Source organism: Haloechinothrix alba (assembly GCF_900188115.1).
Classification (GTDB): Bacteria; Actinomycetota; Actinomycetes; order Mycobacteriales; family Pseudonocardiaceae; genus Haloechinothrix; species Haloechinothrix alba.
The window spans coordinates 65,587-81,869 of sequence record NZ_FZNW01000006.1 but is presented as its reverse complement, the minus strand read 5'-3'; the positions used below and the strand labels follow the sequence as shown (position 1 = coordinate 81,869).

The window sequence follows — 16,283 nt, the reverse complement described above, 5'->3', positions numbered from 1 at the left end:
GCCCGGGCAGCGGACCCACCCCCTTGCCGAGTGCGGCTAGCCGAGCTCGCGCAGCGCGATCGCCAACCCTGCGAGGTGGTCGGTGGCCTCCACCAGGGACTGCCGCGTGGCATCCTGCCCGGATCCGGTCGCGGCAACGACGCGACCCGCGGCCGCGACGAGGCTCCCGTAGCCCTCCAGACCGTCCTCCAGCTGCTCGGCGAGGGTACGCACCGCGGCATCCAGCGCCGCGCGTTCCGAAGCCGGGGCGGCACTCCGGGCGCGCTCGACAGTCACGATACGGGAGGCGAGCTCGCGCAACGTCTGCGCGGCGTCCGCCGCGGTCGCGCGCACGCCCTCCGCCGTGCCTAGCGGCAACGCCTCGCCGGCACCGGACGCACCCGACGGCAGCTGGTCCAGCAGCTCGGCGAGCGAGGACTCCGCACGCGCGAGCCTGCACACCGGCTCGTACGCCGCCGAGTCAGCAGGCGGCAGCGCGGCGTGCCGACCGGCCGGGCGTGCAGGCGAGGTACGCAGGCGCCGCAGCCGCGCTCCGGAGCGCACGGCGAGGGCTCCCGAGACGATCGTTCCCGCCATGGCCAGGAAGGCGGCCACGGTCACCTGGGCGGCGTTGAGCACGGCCACCACCGAAGCCAGCGCGCACAGCAGCGCGACGACGGTCCATACCCCGATCCCCCGCGAGGCTCGCCGCTCCCGGCGCACGTGCCGTGCGGCAGGATCGTTCCACCGCGCGAGCGACTCCCGGATGTCGGCGATCACCGGCCGCGCCGGACGCCCCGGCGCCTGCCTCGAACCGCCAGGGCCGGCCGGGTGGGGTGAGCCGGTGGGCAGGGCCCCGCCCGGAGGCTCGCCTGTCACCCGGTCCTCACCCGACATCGCTACGCCCCGCTTCAGGACTGGTTCTGCTGCTCGGCCTCGACTCGCCTACGGATCTCCTCTTGCACACCCGAGCTCGCCTGCGTGGAGTCCCCGCTCGACGAGCCTGCGCCCGACTCGATCGACGCCGGAGCGTCCTGGCCGCCAGAGACCTGCCCCTGGCCGGACCCGCCGTGCATCGAGGCACGGATCTGCTCGAGCCTGCTGTGCCCGGCCAGCTGCGTGGTCGCCTGCTCGACCTCCATCATGCGCCCCTGAGTGGAGTTCTGCGCGAGCTCGGCCGAGCCCAGTGCGGTCGAGTACCGGGACTCGATCTTCTCGCGCACCTCGTCCAGCGAGGGGGTGTTGCTGGGCGCTGCCAGCTGGGTCATCTGGTTCAGCGAGGCAGAGACCTGCTCCTGCATCTTCGCCTGCTCCAGCTGGGACAGCAGCTTGGTGCGTTCCGCGAGCTTCTGCTGCAGTGCGTGCTGGTTGCGTTCCACGGCCTGCTTGGCCTGGTTCGCGGCCTGCAACGCCTCGTCGTGCAACGTCTTGAGGTCCTCGATGCCCTGCTCGGCTGTGACGAGCTGGGCCGCGAACCCCTCGGCCGCGTTCTCGTACTCCTTCGCCTTCTCCTCGTCGCCCCGCTCGCGGGCCTCCTCGGCCAACGTCAGTGCCTGCCGCGTCGACGACTGCAGCTTCTCGACCTCGGCGAGCTGGCGATTCAGCTTCATCTCCAGCTGGCGCTGGTTGCCGATCACCGACGCGGCCTGTTGGGACAACGCCTGGTGATTGCTCTGGGCCTCCTCGATGGCCTGCTGGATCTGCACCTTCGGATCGGCGTTCTCATCCACCTTCGCCGAGAACGCGGCCATGAGGTACTTCCAGAACTTCACGAACGGGTTGGCCATCTCCTCCGCCTGCCTTCTGTCTGCCGGTCTGTCCCGACCCGGTCCCGTCGTCGCGCTGGGCGTCGGCCCACCACCCGCTTGCACGGCATCGCACCCACCGCCGGGCGGCCCCGGCCGTCCACGGCGCCGGAACGGCCTGCCCGCGCCCACCCGTGCACGACCCCGCCGGGTCTCGTTCCATCGTGTCAGGTCACGATGCCGCGTTCCAGATCGCCCCGGGATATTTCCGGGCATACCCTGATCTTGACCCCGACGGACGCGGCGCGGCTATCAACCTCATGGCCGGATACAGCTAGACGGCGACGACGGGAGCCACTCCGGAACCGTGAATCGTCGACCTCAGCGCGGGACCCTGCGCGCCCGCGGACAGCGAGAACTCGGTGCCGTCGCCACCACGCGCCCCGTGCTCCTCGGCATGCGCGCGGCCCGCCTCTGCACCGTCCATCTCGGCGCCCTCGATCTCGGCGCCGTCGATCGCCATCGAGTCCAGCACGGACACGTCCGAGGCCACGGTGTGCAACAGGTCGGCGAGTGGAAGGTCGAGCGCCGTGCAGATGGCCGCGAGCAACTCGCTGGAGGCTTCCTTCTGACCTCGTTCGACCTCGGACAGGTAACCCAGGCTCACCCGCGCGGAGTGCGAGATCTCCCGCAACGAACGATGCTGGTTGGTGCGGGCATGGCGAAGGCGATCACCAATCGCCTCGCGCAACAGCACGGTCATCGCGGGCCTCCCTTCCGGCGACGCATACGACGCCAACACTACCTATAGTGAACCGAGCGCCGCATACCTCGACGAACGCTTCCGCCCAGGGCGAACGCACAGTTCAGGCCAGTTGTTCCCGCAGCACCCCGACGGCCGCTCGCACGGCGTCGGAGCGCACCCGGGCACGGTCGTGCGGCGACGACAGCGACCGGTACGTGTACACCCCGGGTCCGGCGAGGCCGAGGTACACGCTGCCACTCGGCACACCCTCGTGCGGTCCGGGGCCCGCGACGCCGGTGACGCCGATACCCCAGTCCGCGCCACAGCGTTGCCGGGCGCCGGTGGCCAGCGCGAGCGCGATCCGCGGGTGTACGGTGCCGTACCTCTCGAGAAGCTCGGCGTCGACGCCTGCCAGCGTTCGTTTCAACTCGGTGGCGTACACGACCAACCCGCCACGGACGGCGGCACTCGAGCCCGCGACCGAGGTGAGCTGCGCGCATACCCCACCCCCTGTGATCGACTCAGCGGTGGCGACGGTGTGTCCGAGATCACACAGCCGCGCGATCACCTCCGCCGTCTCGCCGTCGCCGGAACACGGGTCGCTCATGCCTGTCATCGGCGACTACTCGTCCACCGCGGTCGATCCCTCGCCGCGCCGCGCCCGCGAGCGCAACCGCACCGCACGGACCACGTAGTCGAGGCCGGTCAACACGGTGAGCACCACGGCGACGCCCATGGCCGCCCAGCTCACCGGGTCCAGCACGTCCGGCAGCGGCAGCAGGTACAGCAACAGCGCCACGATCTGGGCCGTCGTCTTCGCCTTGCCACCCCGGCTCGCGGGGATCACCCCGTACCGGATCACGACGAAACGCAGCAGCGTCACACCGAGCTCTCGAGCTGCGATGACTAGCGTCACCCACCAGGGCAGCTCGCCGAGCACGCTCAGTCCCACCAGCGCGGCACCGATCAGAGCCTTGTCGGCGATCGGATCGACGATCTTCCCGAAGTTGGTGATCAACCCGTGGCGCCGCGCGACCCAGCCGTCCACCTGGTCGGTGATGGCGGCCAGCCCGAACAGCCCCGTAGCCACCAGCCGCCAGCCGTATCCGTCCTCGGAACCGGCGAACAACGCGACGAGGAACAGCGGGACGAGGGCCAGCCGCAGGATGGTGAGCACGTTCGCCACGTTGACGGTCGACACCACCTCCCGATGGTCACCGTCCCCCTGCCCCTGGGGTTCGACCGCGTCACTCACGAAGCTGCCCGCTCGTCGCTGCCGGCACGGAAACCGGCGGCCCCGGGGCCGCGGCGACCGGCGACCGGCGCGCGCGAAAGCGCCCCCAAGGGGCCGATGGGACGGCGGTGGCCGCGAACGCTGTGGAGTCGCACAAAACCGGGGAATCGCAATCGTCGCGCAAGCACATCGATCAGGGTAGCCCCCATCCGGCGCGCCGTGTACGTCCGTGGCCGCCAAGCCGGCTTCCTCGCGCGCAACGCCCCGCCGCGGCGTCGTGGCCGGGACGCGGCCAGATAGGTTGGCCCCGTGCCCGACACACACGATCACATCACCATCCGCCGCGCCAGGATCGCCGACGTCCCGGGCATCAAGGCCCTCGTCGACTCCTACTCCGGTCGCGTCCTGCTGGAGAAGGAGCTGGTGACGCTCTACGAGGACGTGCAGGAGTTCTGGGTCGCCGAGCTCGACGGAGCCGTGGTCGGGTGCGGTGCACTGCACGTGCTGTGGGAGGACCTCGCCGAGATCCGCTCGGTGGCTGTGGACAGGTCGCTGCGCAGGCACGGCGTCGGGGACCTCATCGTCTCCCGCCTGCTCGAACTGGCCACCGAGCTGGGCCTGCCGCGCATCTTCGTGCTGACCTTCGAGACCGAGTTCTTCGCCAGGCACGGCTTCGTGCCGATCGACGGCACCCCGGTCTCCGCCGAGGTCTACGAGGAGATGCGCCGCTCCCGCGACCCCGGCGTTGCCGAGTTCCTCGACCTGCCGTTCGCCAAACCCAACACGCTGGGCAATACCCGCATGTTGCTGGAGTTCTGACCACCGGCAGCGCGGGCGGTCACTCCTCCACGTCCGGCTCGGCAGGGGCGCCGCGGATGAGCTGCATCGCCGACTCCACGTCATCGGGTTTGACGAGCACTTCGCGTGCCTTCGACCCCTCGGACGGGCCGACGATCCCCCTGCTCTCCAGCAGGTCCATCAGCCTGCCTGCCTTGGCGAAGCCGACGCGGAGCTTGCGCTGCAACATCGACGTGGAGCCGAACTGTGAGCTGACCACCAGCTCGGCGGCCTGCAGCAACACCTCCAGATCGTCGCCGATGTCCTCGTCGACCTCCTTCTTCTCCGCGGCTTTCGCGGCCGTGACGCCGTCGGTGTAGTCGGGCTCGGCCTGCTCCTTGGTGAACGCCACGATCCCGGAGATCTCCTCGTCGTCGACGAACGAGCCCTGGACACGCACCGGCTTGCCGGATCCCATCGGCAGGTACAGCGCGTCTCCCATCCCGATGAGCTTCTCCGCGCCCTGCTGGTCGAGGATGACCCGCGAGTCGGTCAGCGAGGAGGTACCGAACGCCAGGCGGGACGGCACGTTCGTCTTGATCAACCCCGTGACCACGTCCACCGAGGGACGCTGCGTGGCGAGCACGAGGTGGATACCCGCGGCTCGCGCCTTCTGGGTGATCCGCACGACCGCGTCCTCCACGTCCCGGGGCGCGGTCATCATCAGGTCGGCGAGCTCGTCGACGATTGCGAGGATGTACGGGTAGGGCCGGTACTCCCGCTCGCTGCCCGGTGGGGCGGTGAGCTCCCCCGCGCGCACCTTCGCGTTGAAGTCGTCGATGTGCCGCACCCGGCTGGCCTGCATGTCCTGGTAACGCTGCTCCATCTCCTCGACCAGCCAGGCCAGCGCGGCCGCCGCCTTCTTCGGCTGCGTGATGATCGGGGTGATCAGGTGCGGGATGCCCTCGTACGGGGTGAGCTCCACCATCTTCGGGTCGATGAGGATCATCCTGCACTCGTCCGGTGTCGCCCTGGCCAGCAGGGACACCAGCATGGAGTTGACGAAGCTGGACTTACCCGACCCGGTCGACCCCGCGACGAGCAGGTGCGGCATCTTCGTCAGGTTCGCCGTCACGAAGTGACCCTCGATGTCCTTGCCGAGCCCCATCACCATCGGGTGCGAGTCCTTGACCGCCTCCTGGGACCGCAGCACGTCGCCGAGGTGCACCTTCTCGCGGTCGGTGTTGGGAACCTCGATACCCACCGCCGACTTCCCCGGGATGGGGGCGAGCAACCGCACGTTGTCCGTGGCCACCGCGTAGGCGATGTTCTTCGTCAACGCGGTGATCTTCTCGACCTTGACCCCCGGGCCCAGCTCGACCTCGTAGCGGGTCACCGTCGGGCCTCGCGTGCACCCGGTGACCTCGGCATCGATGTTGAACTGGTCGAGCACTCCCCGGATCGCCTCGATCATGGCGTCGTTGGCCTTGCTGCGGCCCTTCGGGGCGTCCCCCTTGGTCAGCAGGTCGAGCGTGGGCAAGGTGTAGTCGCCCTCGACCGTCCGGGTCACCTTGATCGTCGGGTCGGAGTCGACCTTCTCGGTGGACTTCTTCTTCGACTCCTGCTTCGTCTCCAGCGTCCCGGACTCGTTGCGCTTCTCCTCGGCGGAGCCGGTGACAGCGGGCAGCTCGGCGGTGTCGGAGCCGGAACCGGTGGCCTGGCGCCTCCTTGCCGGCTTGCGAAGGCGCACCGCGTCCGTGTCGCCCTCCACCTGCTCCGCGGCCTGCTTCTTGGTCGCTCCGGCACCCGTCGAGGAGGCCTCCGCGGGTTCCTGGCCCCAGGTACGCAACCGGTGCGGGATCTGCCGCACCGGCGTCGCGGTGAGCACGAGCACCCCGAACACCAGCGCCAGCACCAGGAGCGGAACGGCGACCCACCAGGTCACCCCGCGCGCGAGGAACTCGCCGGACAGCCATCCGACCCAGCCGCCCGCGTGCATCATGTCCTCGTGGCTCTGCGGCCGGCCGAGGAACAGGTGCGCCAGCCCGAGGATGGCCACCGACATCATCAGCGGGCCGATCACCAGCCGGGGCCGCGCATCCGGTCGCGGCTCGGTGCGCATCAGCAGCACGGCGATCGTCACGAGCACCATCGGCAGGAAGTTCGCGCCGACACCGAGCACGGTGCGCGTGGCGATGTCGACCCAGTCCCCGACGGGGCCTGCCGCGCGCACCCACACGCCCACGGCCGCCACAAGCGCGAACGCGATCAGACCGAGGGCGATGCCGTCCCGGCGGTGCTCCGATTCCAGCTCGCGAGTGCGACCAATGGTGCGAGCGAGACCACCGATCCCCTTGGCGAGCATCGTCCAGCCTCCGCGCATCGTGCGGCCGAGGCCTCCTGACGAGCGCGTCTGCCGCTTGCGCGCGGTGTTCTTCCTGGTGTTGGAACCGGACCGTGCGCCACCGCCGGTGTTCCGCGAACGCGCCTTACCGCCTCCCGCTCGCGAAGGGTTGCGCCGTTTCGTACCGGTTCCGCTGGCCATACCCTGTGTGTATCAGAATCGCCCGGTCGTGTGCGGCCTGACAGGCCGTCCCCGGCGAAGGACTCTACGAGAACTTCGCCACGGCCGCCGCCGCACGGCCCAGGGTGTGCTGAATGACGCTTTCAGTCCGCGAGGCGGAGTGAAAGCGTCATTCAGCACACCGCTAGACGGAGATGACTGTGGGGACGATCATCGGACGCCTGCGGTAGGTCTGGGCGACCCATCGGCCGACCACGCGCCGCACGGCCTGCGCCACTCGATGGGTGTCGACGATGCCCTCCGCCTCCGTGCGCGACAGCTCCATCTCGATCATCGGGACCACGTCGTCCAGCGCCTTCGGATCGTCGGAGAACCCGCGCCCGGATACGGTGGGTGCGGACACGGCCTTACCGGTGTTGTGGTCGATCGCCACGTTGATCGCGATGAAGCCACCCTCGCCGAGTATCAACCTGTCGGACAGCGTCGACTCACTCACGTCACCGACCGAAAGACCGTCCACATAGACGTGACCGACATCGAAACGCCCTGTACGGCGCGCTTTCCCGTCGACGAGGTCCACCACGACGCCGTTCTCGGCGATCACCACGTTGTCGGCGTCCACACCGGTCTGGGTCGCGAGGTCGGCATTGGCGCGCAGGTGCTTCCACTCGCCGTGCACCGGCATCACGTTGCTCGGCCGGATCGCGTTGTAGAGGAACAGCAGCTCCCCGGCCGAGGCGTGTCCTGAGACGTGTACCTGGGCATTGCCCTGATGCACCACGTTCGCTCCCAGCCGCACCAGCGCGTTGACCACCCGGAACACCGCGTTCTCGTTACCCGGGATCAACGAGCTGGCGAGCACGACCGTGTCACCGCGGCGCAGCGTGATGTTGCGGTGCTCGGTGCGGGCCATCCGGGACAGGGCCGAGAGCGGCTCGCCCTGCGACCCCGTGGACACGAAGATGACATGCGACTCGGGCAGCCCTGCTGCCTCGTCGGCGTCGACAAGCAGCCCCTCTGGGACCTGCAGGAACCCGAGGTCCGCCGCGATGCCCATGTTGCGGACCATGGACCGTCCGACGAACGCGACACGCCTGCCGTGCCGGTGCGCGACGTCGAGCACCTGCTGGACCCGATGCACGTGGCTGGCGAAGCACGCCACGATCACCCGCTGCTGCACCTGGTTCAGCGTCCGGTCCAGCACGGGACCGATCTCGCGCTCCGGCGTGACGAAACCCGGGACCTCGGCGTTGGTGGAGTCGATGCACAGCAGGTCGACGCCTTCCTCGCCAAGGCGCGCGAATCCCGCCAGATCGCTGAGCCTGCCGTCGAGCGGCAGCTGGTCGAGCTTGATGTCGCCGGTGTGCAGCACCGTACCGACCGGCGTACGGATCGCCAGCGCCAGCGCGTCCGGGATGGAGTGGTTGACCGCGAAGAACTCGAGGTCGAACGTGCCGATCGTGCGGCGCTCCCCCTCCCCGACCTGGATCAGCGTCGGCTTGAGCTTGTGCTCCTTGCACTTGGCCTCGACGAGGGCGAGGGTGAACCGGGAACCGTACACCGCGAGGTCGGGCCGCATCCTCAGCAGGAACGGGATCGCCCCGATGTGGTCCTCGTGGCCGTGCGTGAGAACCAGGCCGTCGACCTCGTCGAGCCGTTCCTCGATCGCCCGGAAGTCGGGCAGGATCAAGTCCACACCGGGCTGCTCGTCCTCGGGGAACAGCACCCCGCAGTCCACAATGAGCATACGGCCCGCGAACTCGAAGACGGTCATGTTCCGCCCGACCTCGCCGATGCCGCCCAGCGCGTAGACGCGCAGGGCACTCTCCGGGGCCGGTGGAGGCGCGTTCGACGGCCCCGGCCCGGTTGTCTCGTTCTTCTCGCTCACTGTCGAATATTCCCCACGCTCGTGTGTGTCGTCGGTGTCACGTACGCGGCCTCGGAGTCGGTGTGCGCGACGCGCGCGGCGTGCCAGTCGGACTCCTTCGTCCCGAGCGGCACACCCGCCTGCGTGAGGTCGGCCGAGATCGCCTCGACGACATCCTCGCTCGCCGGCACGAGGGGCAGGCGCGGCCCACCGATCTCGAAGCCGCGCAGGCGCAACGCGGTCTTGGCGAAGACGACGCCACCGACCCTGGAGAACGCGCGGAGCACGGCCAGCATACCCCGGTGGTTCGTCCGCGCCGTCGAGGTATCACCGTTCTCGTAGGCCTCGATCATCGCGCGGATACGGCCCGCGACGACGTGGCCGATCACGCTGACCACCCCGGCCGCACCGACCGACAGCCACGGCAGGTTCAACGCGTCGTCGCCCGAGTAGTAGGCCAGCTGGGTGTTGGCGATGACCTCGCTGCCCGTCAGCAGGTCCCCCTTGGCGTCCTTGACCGCGAGGATGCGGGGATGCTCGGCGAGGCGGCGCAGCGTGTCCACCTCGATCGGGACGACCGAGCGCGGCGGGATGTCGTAGAGCATCACCGGCAGCTCGGTGGCATCGGCGACGGCGGTGAAATGCGCGTGCAGCCCCGCCTGCGTCGGGCGCGAGTAGTACGGGGTCACAACCAGCAGGCCGTGCGCCCCTGCCTTCTCGGCCTCCCTGGCGAGCTCGACGCTGTGCGCTGTGTCGTAGGTGCCTGCTCCGGAAACGACGGTGGCACGGTCCCCGACGGCCTCGACCACCGCGCGCACCATGTCCGCTTTCTCGCGGTCGCTGGTGGTCGGGCTCTCCCCCGTCGTCCCGTTCACGACGAGGCCGTCGTTTCCCTGCTCCACCAGATGCTCGGCGAGCTCACCTGCGCGCTCGGTATCCAGAACCCCCTCCGAGTCGAACGGAGTGGCCATGGCAGTGAGTACACGACCGAACGGTTGACCTGGGGCTGCACTGGGGAGTTGCGTGGTCGGCATGCCTTGACGTTACCTCGTGGGTCCAACGACTTCCGGGGCACCTTCGGGTGCCGGGCCGGCGTGCCGCTACTGCAGGTACCGGCTGACGCGCTCCTTCAGCTGCCCCCCGTCGCGGTGCGTCACCACGCACGCGACCCAGTAGAAGCCGTCCGGCTCGCCGTCCTCGTCGGTCTCGGTCCAGCGCCCCTCGGTCGGGATGATCGCGCGGGAGCTCAGCACCTTGGACTTGGGCCGGTCCTGGTACTCCGCGACGACCGCGTCGGAGTAGAAGCCCGTCTCACACCGCTGCTCGGCGTAGTCGGCCAGCGCCTCCTCCCCCGGATACTCGGGCACGACCTCCTCGTAGTTCCAGGTGGGGCCGCTCACCGCCGATGCGGAGTCGTAGACCTCGTAGTCATGGGGTTCGTCACAGTCCACCTGGTTCTCCCCGGTGATCCGGTGCCCTTCGGCGAACCGGCCGAAACCGCAGATTCCGCCGGAGCGCGCGTCGAACCCGAACGTGATGCCCCCGTCCGCTCCCCTGGTCAGGGTGGCCAGCCGGGCATCGTCCTCGCTCGGACTGCCGACCACGTACCCGGACACCGCGCCCGCGGCGAGCAGGGCGGCGGTGACCACGACGGCTCCGGCGACGGTCATCCTGCGTTTCACGGGCGAGGATCGCGTCGTGGGCGGCAACGCCGTGGCTCCGGCAGCGCCGGGCATCGTCGGCGCCGGTTGGGTGACCGTGGGGTGACCGTCCGGCGGTGTCGAGGCCGCGGCGCCCGAGCGCGCCACGGACAGCAAGCCCTGCGCCTGCTCGGCGGTGATGCGCCCCTCGGGACTGGCGGCGAGTAACCCCATAATCGCCGAGGCCAGCGGCCCCTGCACGCGGGTCAGGTACGGGACCTCGTTCATGATCGCGTGCAGCGTCGCCGCCGTCGACGCCCGCTCGAACGGCACGACGCCCTCCACGGCGAAGAACAGCGCCGCCCCCAGCGACCACAGGTCGGATGCGGGGACGGCCTTGCCGCCTGCCACCCGCTCCGGGGCCATGAACGCCGGGGAGCCGACCAGCGCCCCGCTGGTGGTCAACCGCGGGTCGTCCACGGCCTGGGCGATCCCGAAGTCGGTCAGCTTCACGCGGCCACCCGCGGCGACCATGATGTTCCCCGGCTTGACGTCCCTGTGCACGATCCCGGCGTGATGCGCCGACCGCAGGGCGGACAACACCTGCTCGCCCACCGCTGCGGCCTGCGACGGCGGCATCGGCCCGTGCGCGGCCACCAGCTGCGACAGCGTCGGCGCTTCCACCAGCTCCATCACGATGAAGGTGGCCGTGCCTTCGGTGATCACGTCATAGACGGTCACTACAGCGGGGTCGTTCAACCGCCCGCCGGTACGTACCTCTCGCAGGATCCGCTCGGCAAAGGTGCCCGCGTCGCGCTCACCGTCCGGCAGCCGCAGCTCCTTGACGGCCACCTCGCGGCCGATGACCGAGTCCCGCGCGCCACACCACGCCCATGCCGCCCCGCCCCAGCTCGGTGGTCAGGACGTAGCGGTCCGCCAGCACCCGGGCCTCCGCGCCGCCGCCTGCCCGCTCGCCGCCTGCCCCTGGCCGACCCTGACTGCTGGTCACCACACTCCTCCCAGTTACACCGGGGATCAGCCGGTGTGTACCTCGTGCCCGGACTCCTCGAGCGTGCGCACCGCGCGCTCCCGGTCGACCTCACGCACCAGTACGTGATCCGTGTCGTAGGTCGACAACGAGAACAGCGCCACGCCCGCTGCTGCCAGCTCGCTGGCGATGGCGGCGATGATCCCGGTCAGGGTGAATTCCAGCGGCCCACGTACCGACAGCAACCGCCAGCCGTGCTCAGCCGTTCCGGTTTCCGGTGCCAGCGCGCTCGGGCAGATCAGTGAGATCTCGGCGCCGGTCCGCGTCACCGACACCAGCTCCCCTGCCGCTTCCGCGAACAGGTCGGTGGGGACGGGGTCACGCACATCCAGCCGCACGATCGCGTACTCGGTCGGCCGCACATCGATCTCGAGCCTGCGCACGGGTTCAGCCCTCGGCGACCAGCGGCGAGGAAGCCACCTCCGTGCCGTCCGGCAGCGTGGAGATGGTGAAGTCGGCGAACACGTTCTCCGCGGCCTTCTGCAGGTGGCGCAGGCACTCCACGGCGAACCCGCGGATCTCGACGTCGGCGTGCTCGGTGGCGCGCATGGCGATGAAGTGCCGCCACGCCCGGTAGTTGCCGGTGACCACGATCCGCGTCTCGGTGGCGTTGGGCAGGATCGTGCGCGCCGCCTGCCTTGCCTGCTTGCGCCGCAGCGTCGCGCTCGGCTCGTCTGCGAACTTGGCCTCCAGCGCGGCCAGCAGGTCGTTGTAGGCGTCCTGGCTCGCCTGTGCAGCCGCCAGGAACTTCTCGTGCAGCTCGGGGTCGGAGGCGATCACCTCCGGCTCGACGAACGACGCGTCCCGCTCCGGAACGTAACGCTGCGAGAGCTGCGAGTAGGAGAAATGCCGGTGCCGGATCAGCTCGTGGGTCAGCGATCGCGAGATGCCGGTGACGTAGAAGGTCGCCGACCCGTGCTCGAGCACCGAGAGGTGACCGACGGAGATGATGTGGCTGAGGTAGCCATCGTTGGTCGCGGTCTTGGGGTTGGGTTTGCTCCACGACTGGTAGCAGGCCCTGCCCGCGAACTCGGCGAGCGCCTGGCCGCCATCGGCGTCCGTGGACCACGGAACGTCCTCGGGCGGGAAGAACTCGGTCTTGGCGATGAGCTGAACCTTCGGCGACACCGTCTCTGCCACTGTTAGCACCGACTCCGCATATCGACTGCAACGCCCGTTCGGGCCTCCCCGGGAAGCCTAGCCCCCACCGCTGACGCGGTGGGACGGACGTCCGGTTCGGTTGAGCGGCATCACTGCTCGCCTTGACTGGTGTCATATATGGTGTCAACGTGATGTCATGGATCTGGACCCGTACATCGCCACGCTTCGCGAGGACCTGACCGCCACCGCCGCGGCAGGCGACGACCACACCCGCCGGGTAGCGGCGACGCTGGCGGGCGCACTCGAACCGTCCGTCCGGCTCGCGCTGATGAACGCGCTGTCCGACCTCGCCGCGGAGGTGACCGCCCGGCTGGACGAGCACGTCGTCGACGTCCGGCTGGACGGGCGGGACGTGCGTGTTGTGGTGACCTCGCCCACCTACACCACTGACACCGCCGGCGCCACCGACGGCGAGCGCGGCGCAGGCACCGGCGGGCACGGCGCGTCGCACGGCGGTCCGGCCGCGGGGGCTGCCGGTCTCGGCGATGGTGGCGACATCAGCCGCATGACGCTGCGCCTGCTCGACCAGATCAAGGGCAAGGCGGAAGAGGCAGCCGCGGCGCAAGGTGTGTCGCTGAACACCTACGTGTCCCGAGCCGTGCAGAGCGCCGTGCAGGCGGGTACCGCGCGGCACGGACGTGCCACCGCGGCGCGGGAGGAGCACGAGACGCCCTCGTCCGGTTCCCACCTGCACGGTTGGGTACAGGGGTAACGGCGATGGCCGACCGGTCCGCGTACGGCACCGCCGGCGACGACACGACACGGCACGAGCGCATCCCGCTGGACGGTACGGCGGACCCGAGCGCTCCGCCCGATCTGGACATCGGCCTCGAGTCCGGCCGGGTGACGCTCGTCCTCGGCGGCCAGGCGGGCACCGAAGGGACCACCGGCGGCACGCGAGGCGTCGACGTCGAGGTCCGGCATGAGCCGGGCGCACATTCGCCCTGGGCGCGGGGTATGGCAGGCATGCTGAACTGGGTCGGTGAGCAGGTCGGCGAGCAGCTGGGATACGAGCTGCGCGGCTCGCCTGCCGAGGCGGTCGCCGCGACCCGGATCGAGAGGGCAGGCGACCGTGTCGTCGTGCGAGCCTCGAGTCACCTGCCGTTACGGCACATCCCGCTGGATGTCACGGTGTACGCGCCCGCGGGCGCACGGCTCCGGCTGCACGGTGGGTCGGCGCCGCTGACCGTCAGCGGCACGCTCGGTGGCGTGGACATCGTCACGGGCTCCGGCGACGTGTCGCTCGGCCACCTCGTCGAAGGCGGATCGGTGCGGACCGGCTCGGGCGACGTGACTCTCGAGTCGGCGGGCGGCCCGGTCGAGCTCCGCACCGGCAGTGGGGCGGTCCTGGCGTCCAGCCTGACCACCCCGGCGACCGTCGCGACCGGGAGCGGCGCGGTGCGTGTCGACCGCCTCGACGGCGACGCGCTGCTACGCAGCGGGAGCGGCGACCTCACGGTCGGTGACGCCGGTTCCGGTGAGGTCGAGCTGCACACGGGCTCGGGGAACATCCGGGTCGGCGTGCGGCACGGCTGCCTCGCCGAGGTGGATCTCTCGTCGGGCACCGGAACCGTCTCCAGCGACCTGGAGGTCTCGGCTACCGAGCCCGCCGGGGGCGTGGCCCTGCGGATCCGGGCACGCGCCCGTGCCGGATCCGCGTCGGTCGGCACCGCACCGGCACGGTGACCGCGCGACCGGCCGGTCATCCGGACCGGCGCAGTGCAGGTGCCAGGTCACCACGATCATCCACGCGCACGTCTTCGAGCCCGAGCCAGCCTGCCATGGTCGCCAGTTCCGCGGCCAGCTCGCCTGCCACTCGCCCGTGATCGACGCCGTCCTCCGCGAACGCCCCCCGCACCAGCAGCGTCCCCGCCGCGCGGTCGGCCTTGAGGTCCACCCTGGCGACCAACCTGCCGTCCAGCAGGAACGGGAACACGTAGTAGCCGTACCTCCGCCGCTGCCGGGGCACGTAGATCTCGATGCGGTAGTGAAACCCGAACACGCGCTGTGCGCGCTCCCTGTTCCAGATCAGCGGGTCGAAAGGGCACAACAATGCCCGCCCGGGGATCGTTCGCGGCACCCGAGCCTCCGTGTGCAGGTACGCCTGCTCCCGCCACCCGCGCACGGTGACCGGTTCGAGTACGCCTTCCTCGACGAGCTCGGCGACTGCCGTCTTGCTCATGCCCGGGCGGAGCCGGTAGTAGTCCCGCAGGTCGGGCTCGGTTCCGATACCGTGGGCACGTGCGGCGCGGGTGACAAGCTCCCGCGCCGCCGCCTCCCGGTCGGGCTCCGGCGCGTTCAGCACCTCGTCCGGAAGCACCCGCTCCGGCAGGTCGTACCGGCGTTCGAAGCCGCTCCGGGTGGCCGTGGTGAGCTCCCCCACCGCGAACAGCCACTCGCACACGCGCTTGACCTCGGAACGGTTCCACCAACCGCCCTTCGACCGGGAGCCGTCCACGCCGAGCTCGCGCTCCAACCTGCCCGCCCCGACCGGCCCGAGGTCCTTCACCGCCGCGCGTACCTCCTCGGCGAGTCCCGGAGCGCTGTTGGCGACGGAGGCCGGGTCATCGAGGTAGCGGCGTTGCAGATCGCGCATCCGGAACCGCAGGAGCGGCCAGTCCCGCACGGGAAGCAGGCTCGCCTCGTGAGCCCAGTACTCGACGAGCAGGCGCGGCTTCCGAGCGCTGTGCGACCACGCGGCGTCGTCGACGAGCTCGGGTGGGTACGGCCCGAGGCGCGCGAACAGCGGCGCGTAGTGCGCGCGTACGGCGACATTGACCGAGTCGAGCTGCAGCAGCTGGATGCGGGACAGGACGGAGCGCAGGTTCCGGCGGGTCGGCGTGCCGCGTGGCCTGCGATCCGCGAGACCCTGCGCGGCCAGCGCGACTCGTCGCGCCGCGGCGCTGGAGATCGTTCGCATGGCGGGTATGGTGCCATCGCCTGCCGACATCCGACCGGGACCACCGGGCGCGATAGGTTGCGGGGATGGCCCGTCCCGACGTTCACCTGGCACGCACCGACGACGCAGGCGAGATCGCCCGGATACAGCGCTACACCTGGCGCATCGCGTACGGCGAGATCGTCGGTGAGGCCGCGCTGGCATCCCTGGAGTCCGAGGAGGTCGAGGGGCACTGGCGGGAGGCGATCGAATATCCGGAGACCGATGTGTTCATCGCGACCGAAGGCACGTTCACCGTGGGATTCGCGGTGTCCGGCCAGGCACCGGAGGAGGACCTCGCCGACCCCGAAGGGCGGCTGCCGGACGACGCCGGGCAGTTCGGACTCATCGCCACGACACTCGTCGAACCCCGCTGGCAGCGCCGCGGGCACGGCGGGCGGCTGATCGCAGCTGCCGCGCGTGCGCTGCGGTCGCGGGGTGCCGACAGCGGCGTCACCTGGGTAGCCGAGTCCGACTCGGCCACGCTGAGCTTCTTCCGCAGCATCAAGTGGAACCCGGACGGGATGGTGCGCACATTGGACACCGGGGAACGCACGGTACGGGAGATGCGCCTCACCGGAACACTCGACCTGCGGGTGTCCTGAGCGGTACGGGCGACTCCCGG

Annotated in this window: 15 protein-coding genes and 1 pseudogene; 4 read left to right on the top strand and 12 right to left on the bottom strand. The window is 70.2% G+C overall.

Annotation, left to right across the window (positions count from 1 at the left end; translation table 11 throughout):
- Positions 1 to 36: 36 nt before the first annotated feature.
- The 5 genes from pspM to pgsA all read right to left on the bottom strand — a co-directional run bounded on the left by pspM (position 37) and on the right by pgsA (position 3,724).
- Positions 37 to 858 (bottom strand): phage shock envelope stress response protein PspM, encoded by an 822-nt coding sequence (pspM, locus tag CHB84_RS07015; RefSeq protein WP_141134601.1) that lies wholly within the window; start codon positions 856 to 858, stop codon positions 37 to 39.
- A gap of 32 nt (positions 859 to 890) precedes the next feature.
- Positions 891 to 1,766, bottom strand: coding sequence for a PspA/IM30 family protein (locus CHB84_RS07010; RefSeq protein WP_089300696.1), 876 nt, complete (start codon positions 1,764 to 1,766; stop codon positions 891 to 893).
- A 292-nt stretch (positions 1,767 to 2,058) separates the two neighbouring features.
- On the bottom strand, positions 2,059 to 2,487 hold the full coding sequence (locus CHB84_RS07005; RefSeq protein ID WP_089300695.1) for a helix-turn-helix domain-containing protein: 429 nt from the start codon (positions 2,485 to 2,487) through the stop codon (positions 2,059 to 2,061).
- 103 nt (positions 2,488 to 2,590) lie between these two features.
- Positions 2,591 to 3,085, bottom strand: a complete 495-nt coding sequence (locus CHB84_RS07000; protein WP_342743941.1) for a CinA family protein — start codon at positions 3,083 to 3,085, stop codon at positions 2,591 to 2,593.
- A 6-nt stretch (positions 3,086 to 3,091) separates the two neighbouring features.
- On the bottom strand, positions 3,092 to 3,724 hold the full coding sequence (pgsA, locus tag CHB84_RS06995) for a CDP-diacylglycerol--glycerol-3-phosphate 3-phosphatidyltransferase (protein ID WP_089300694.1): 633 nt from the start codon (positions 3,722 to 3,724) through the stop codon (positions 3,092 to 3,094).
- A gap of 288 nt (positions 3,725 to 4,012) precedes the next feature.
- Between pgsA and CHB84_RS06990 the strand changes: the two genes are divergently transcribed.
- Positions 4,013 to 4,522 carry an amino-acid N-acetyltransferase gene (locus tag CHB84_RS06990; RefSeq protein WP_176439822.1) on the top strand — a complete coding sequence of 170 codons (510 nt, stop codon included), beginning with the start codon at positions 4,013 to 4,015 and terminating at the stop codon, positions 4,520 to 4,522.
- Between the two features lie 19 nt (positions 4,523 to 4,541).
- On the opposite strand, the gene CHB84_RS06985 is transcribed toward CHB84_RS06990, so the two are convergent.
- From CHB84_RS06985 to thyX, 6 genes and pseudogenes are all read right to left on the bottom strand, one after another.
- Positions 4,542 to 7,025, bottom strand: coding sequence for an FtsK/SpoIIIE family DNA translocase (locus CHB84_RS06985; RefSeq protein WP_089300693.1), 2,484 nt, complete (start codon positions 7,023 to 7,025; stop codon positions 4,542 to 4,544).
- Positions 7,026 to 7,188: 163 nt separating this feature from the next.
- Positions 7,189 to 8,892: a ribonuclease J gene (locus tag CHB84_RS06980; RefSeq protein ID WP_089300692.1), complete on the bottom strand. Its 1,704-nt coding sequence runs from the start codon at positions 8,890 to 8,892 to the stop codon at positions 7,189 to 7,191.
- Complete coding sequence (dapA, locus tag CHB84_RS06975) at positions 8,889 to 9,905, bottom strand: 4-hydroxy-tetrahydrodipicolinate synthase (protein WP_089300691.1); 1,017 nt, start codon at positions 9,903 to 9,905, stop codon at positions 8,889 to 8,891. The genes CHB84_RS06980 and dapA overlap by 4 nt, the downstream gene beginning before the upstream one ends.
- 66 nt (positions 9,906 to 9,971) lie before the next feature.
- Positions 9,972 to 11,520: pseudogene (locus CHB84_RS06970) on the bottom strand (serine/threonine-protein kinase).
- A gap of 26 nt (positions 11,521 to 11,546) precedes the next feature.
- Positions 11,547 to 11,942 carry an ACT domain-containing protein gene (locus CHB84_RS06965; protein ID WP_089300690.1) on the bottom strand — a complete coding sequence of 132 codons (396 nt, stop codon included), beginning with the start codon at positions 11,940 to 11,942 and terminating at the stop codon, positions 11,547 to 11,549.
- 4 nt (positions 11,943 to 11,946) lie between these two features.
- Complete coding sequence (thyX, locus tag CHB84_RS06960) at positions 11,947 to 12,699, bottom strand: FAD-dependent thymidylate synthase (protein ID WP_089300689.1); 753 nt, start codon at positions 12,697 to 12,699, stop codon at positions 11,947 to 11,949.
- A 157-nt stretch (positions 12,700 to 12,856) separates the two neighbouring features.
- Here thyX and CHB84_RS06955 point away from each other — a divergent pair, with 157 nt between their 5' ends.
- Both CHB84_RS06955 and CHB84_RS06950 read left to right on the top strand, forming a co-directional pair.
- Positions 12,857 to 13,432 carry a toxin-antitoxin system HicB family antitoxin gene (locus CHB84_RS06955; protein ID WP_089300688.1) on the top strand — a complete coding sequence of 192 codons (576 nt, stop codon included), beginning with the start codon at positions 12,857 to 12,859 and terminating at the stop codon, positions 13,430 to 13,432.
- Positions 13,433 to 13,437: 5 nt separating this feature from the next.
- Positions 13,438 to 14,406 carry a DUF4097 family beta strand repeat-containing protein gene (locus CHB84_RS06950; protein ID WP_089300687.1) on the top strand — a complete coding sequence of 323 codons (969 nt, stop codon included), beginning with the start codon at positions 13,438 to 13,440 and terminating at the stop codon, positions 14,404 to 14,406.
- Positions 14,407 to 14,422: 16 nt separating this feature from the next.
- Here the strand turns inward: CHB84_RS06950 and CHB84_RS06945 are convergent, their stop codons facing one another.
- Positions 14,423 to 15,640, bottom strand: coding sequence for a winged helix-turn-helix domain-containing protein (locus tag CHB84_RS06945; RefSeq protein ID WP_245818598.1), 1,218 nt, complete (start codon positions 15,638 to 15,640; stop codon positions 14,423 to 14,425).
- A gap of 65 nt (positions 15,641 to 15,705) precedes the next feature.
- Here CHB84_RS06945 and CHB84_RS06940 point away from each other — a divergent pair, with 65 nt between their 5' ends.
- The gene (locus tag CHB84_RS06940) at positions 15,706 to 16,263 is read left to right on the top strand and encodes a GNAT family N-acetyltransferase (protein ID WP_089300685.1); all 558 of its coding nucleotides are present in this window, start codon (positions 15,706 to 15,708) and stop codon (positions 16,261 to 16,263) included.
- Positions 16,264 to 16,283: the final 20 nt, after the last annotated feature.

Bases quoted from the DNA above. Each gene is read 5' to 3' on its own strand.
- dapA (WP_089300691.1), bottom strand. From the start codon at position 9,905: ATGCCGACCACGCAACTCCCCAGTGCAGCCCCAGGTCAACCGTTCGGT.
- CHB84_RS07000 (WP_342743941.1), bottom strand. From the start codon at position 3,085: ATGACAGGCATGAGCGACCCGTGTTCCGGCGACGGCGAGACGGCGGAG.
- CHB84_RS06945 (WP_245818598.1), bottom strand. From the start codon at position 15,640: ATGCGAACGATCTCCAGCGCCGCGGCGCGACGAGTCGCGCTGGCCGCG.
- CHB84_RS06940 (WP_089300685.1), top strand. From the start codon at position 15,706: ATGGCCCGTCCCGACGTTCACCTGGCACGCACCGACGACGCAGGCGAG.
- CHB84_RS06985 (WP_089300693.1), bottom strand. From the start codon at position 7,025: ATGGCCAGCGGAACCGGTACGAAACGGCGCAACCCTTCGCGAGCGGGA.
- CHB84_RS07005 (WP_089300695.1), bottom strand. From the start codon at position 2,487: ATGACCGTGCTGTTGCGCGAGGCGATTGGTGATCGCCTTCGCCATGCC.
- CHB84_RS07010 (WP_089300696.1), bottom strand. From the start codon at position 1,766: ATGGCCAACCCGTTCGTGAAGTTCTGGAAGTACCTCATGGCCGCGTTC.
- CHB84_RS06950 (WP_089300687.1), top strand. From the start codon at position 13,438: ATGGCCGACCGGTCCGCGTACGGCACCGCCGGCGACGACACGACACGG.
- CHB84_RS06955 (WP_089300688.1), top strand. From the start codon at position 12,857: ATGGATCTGGACCCGTACATCGCCACGCTTCGCGAGGACCTGACCGCC.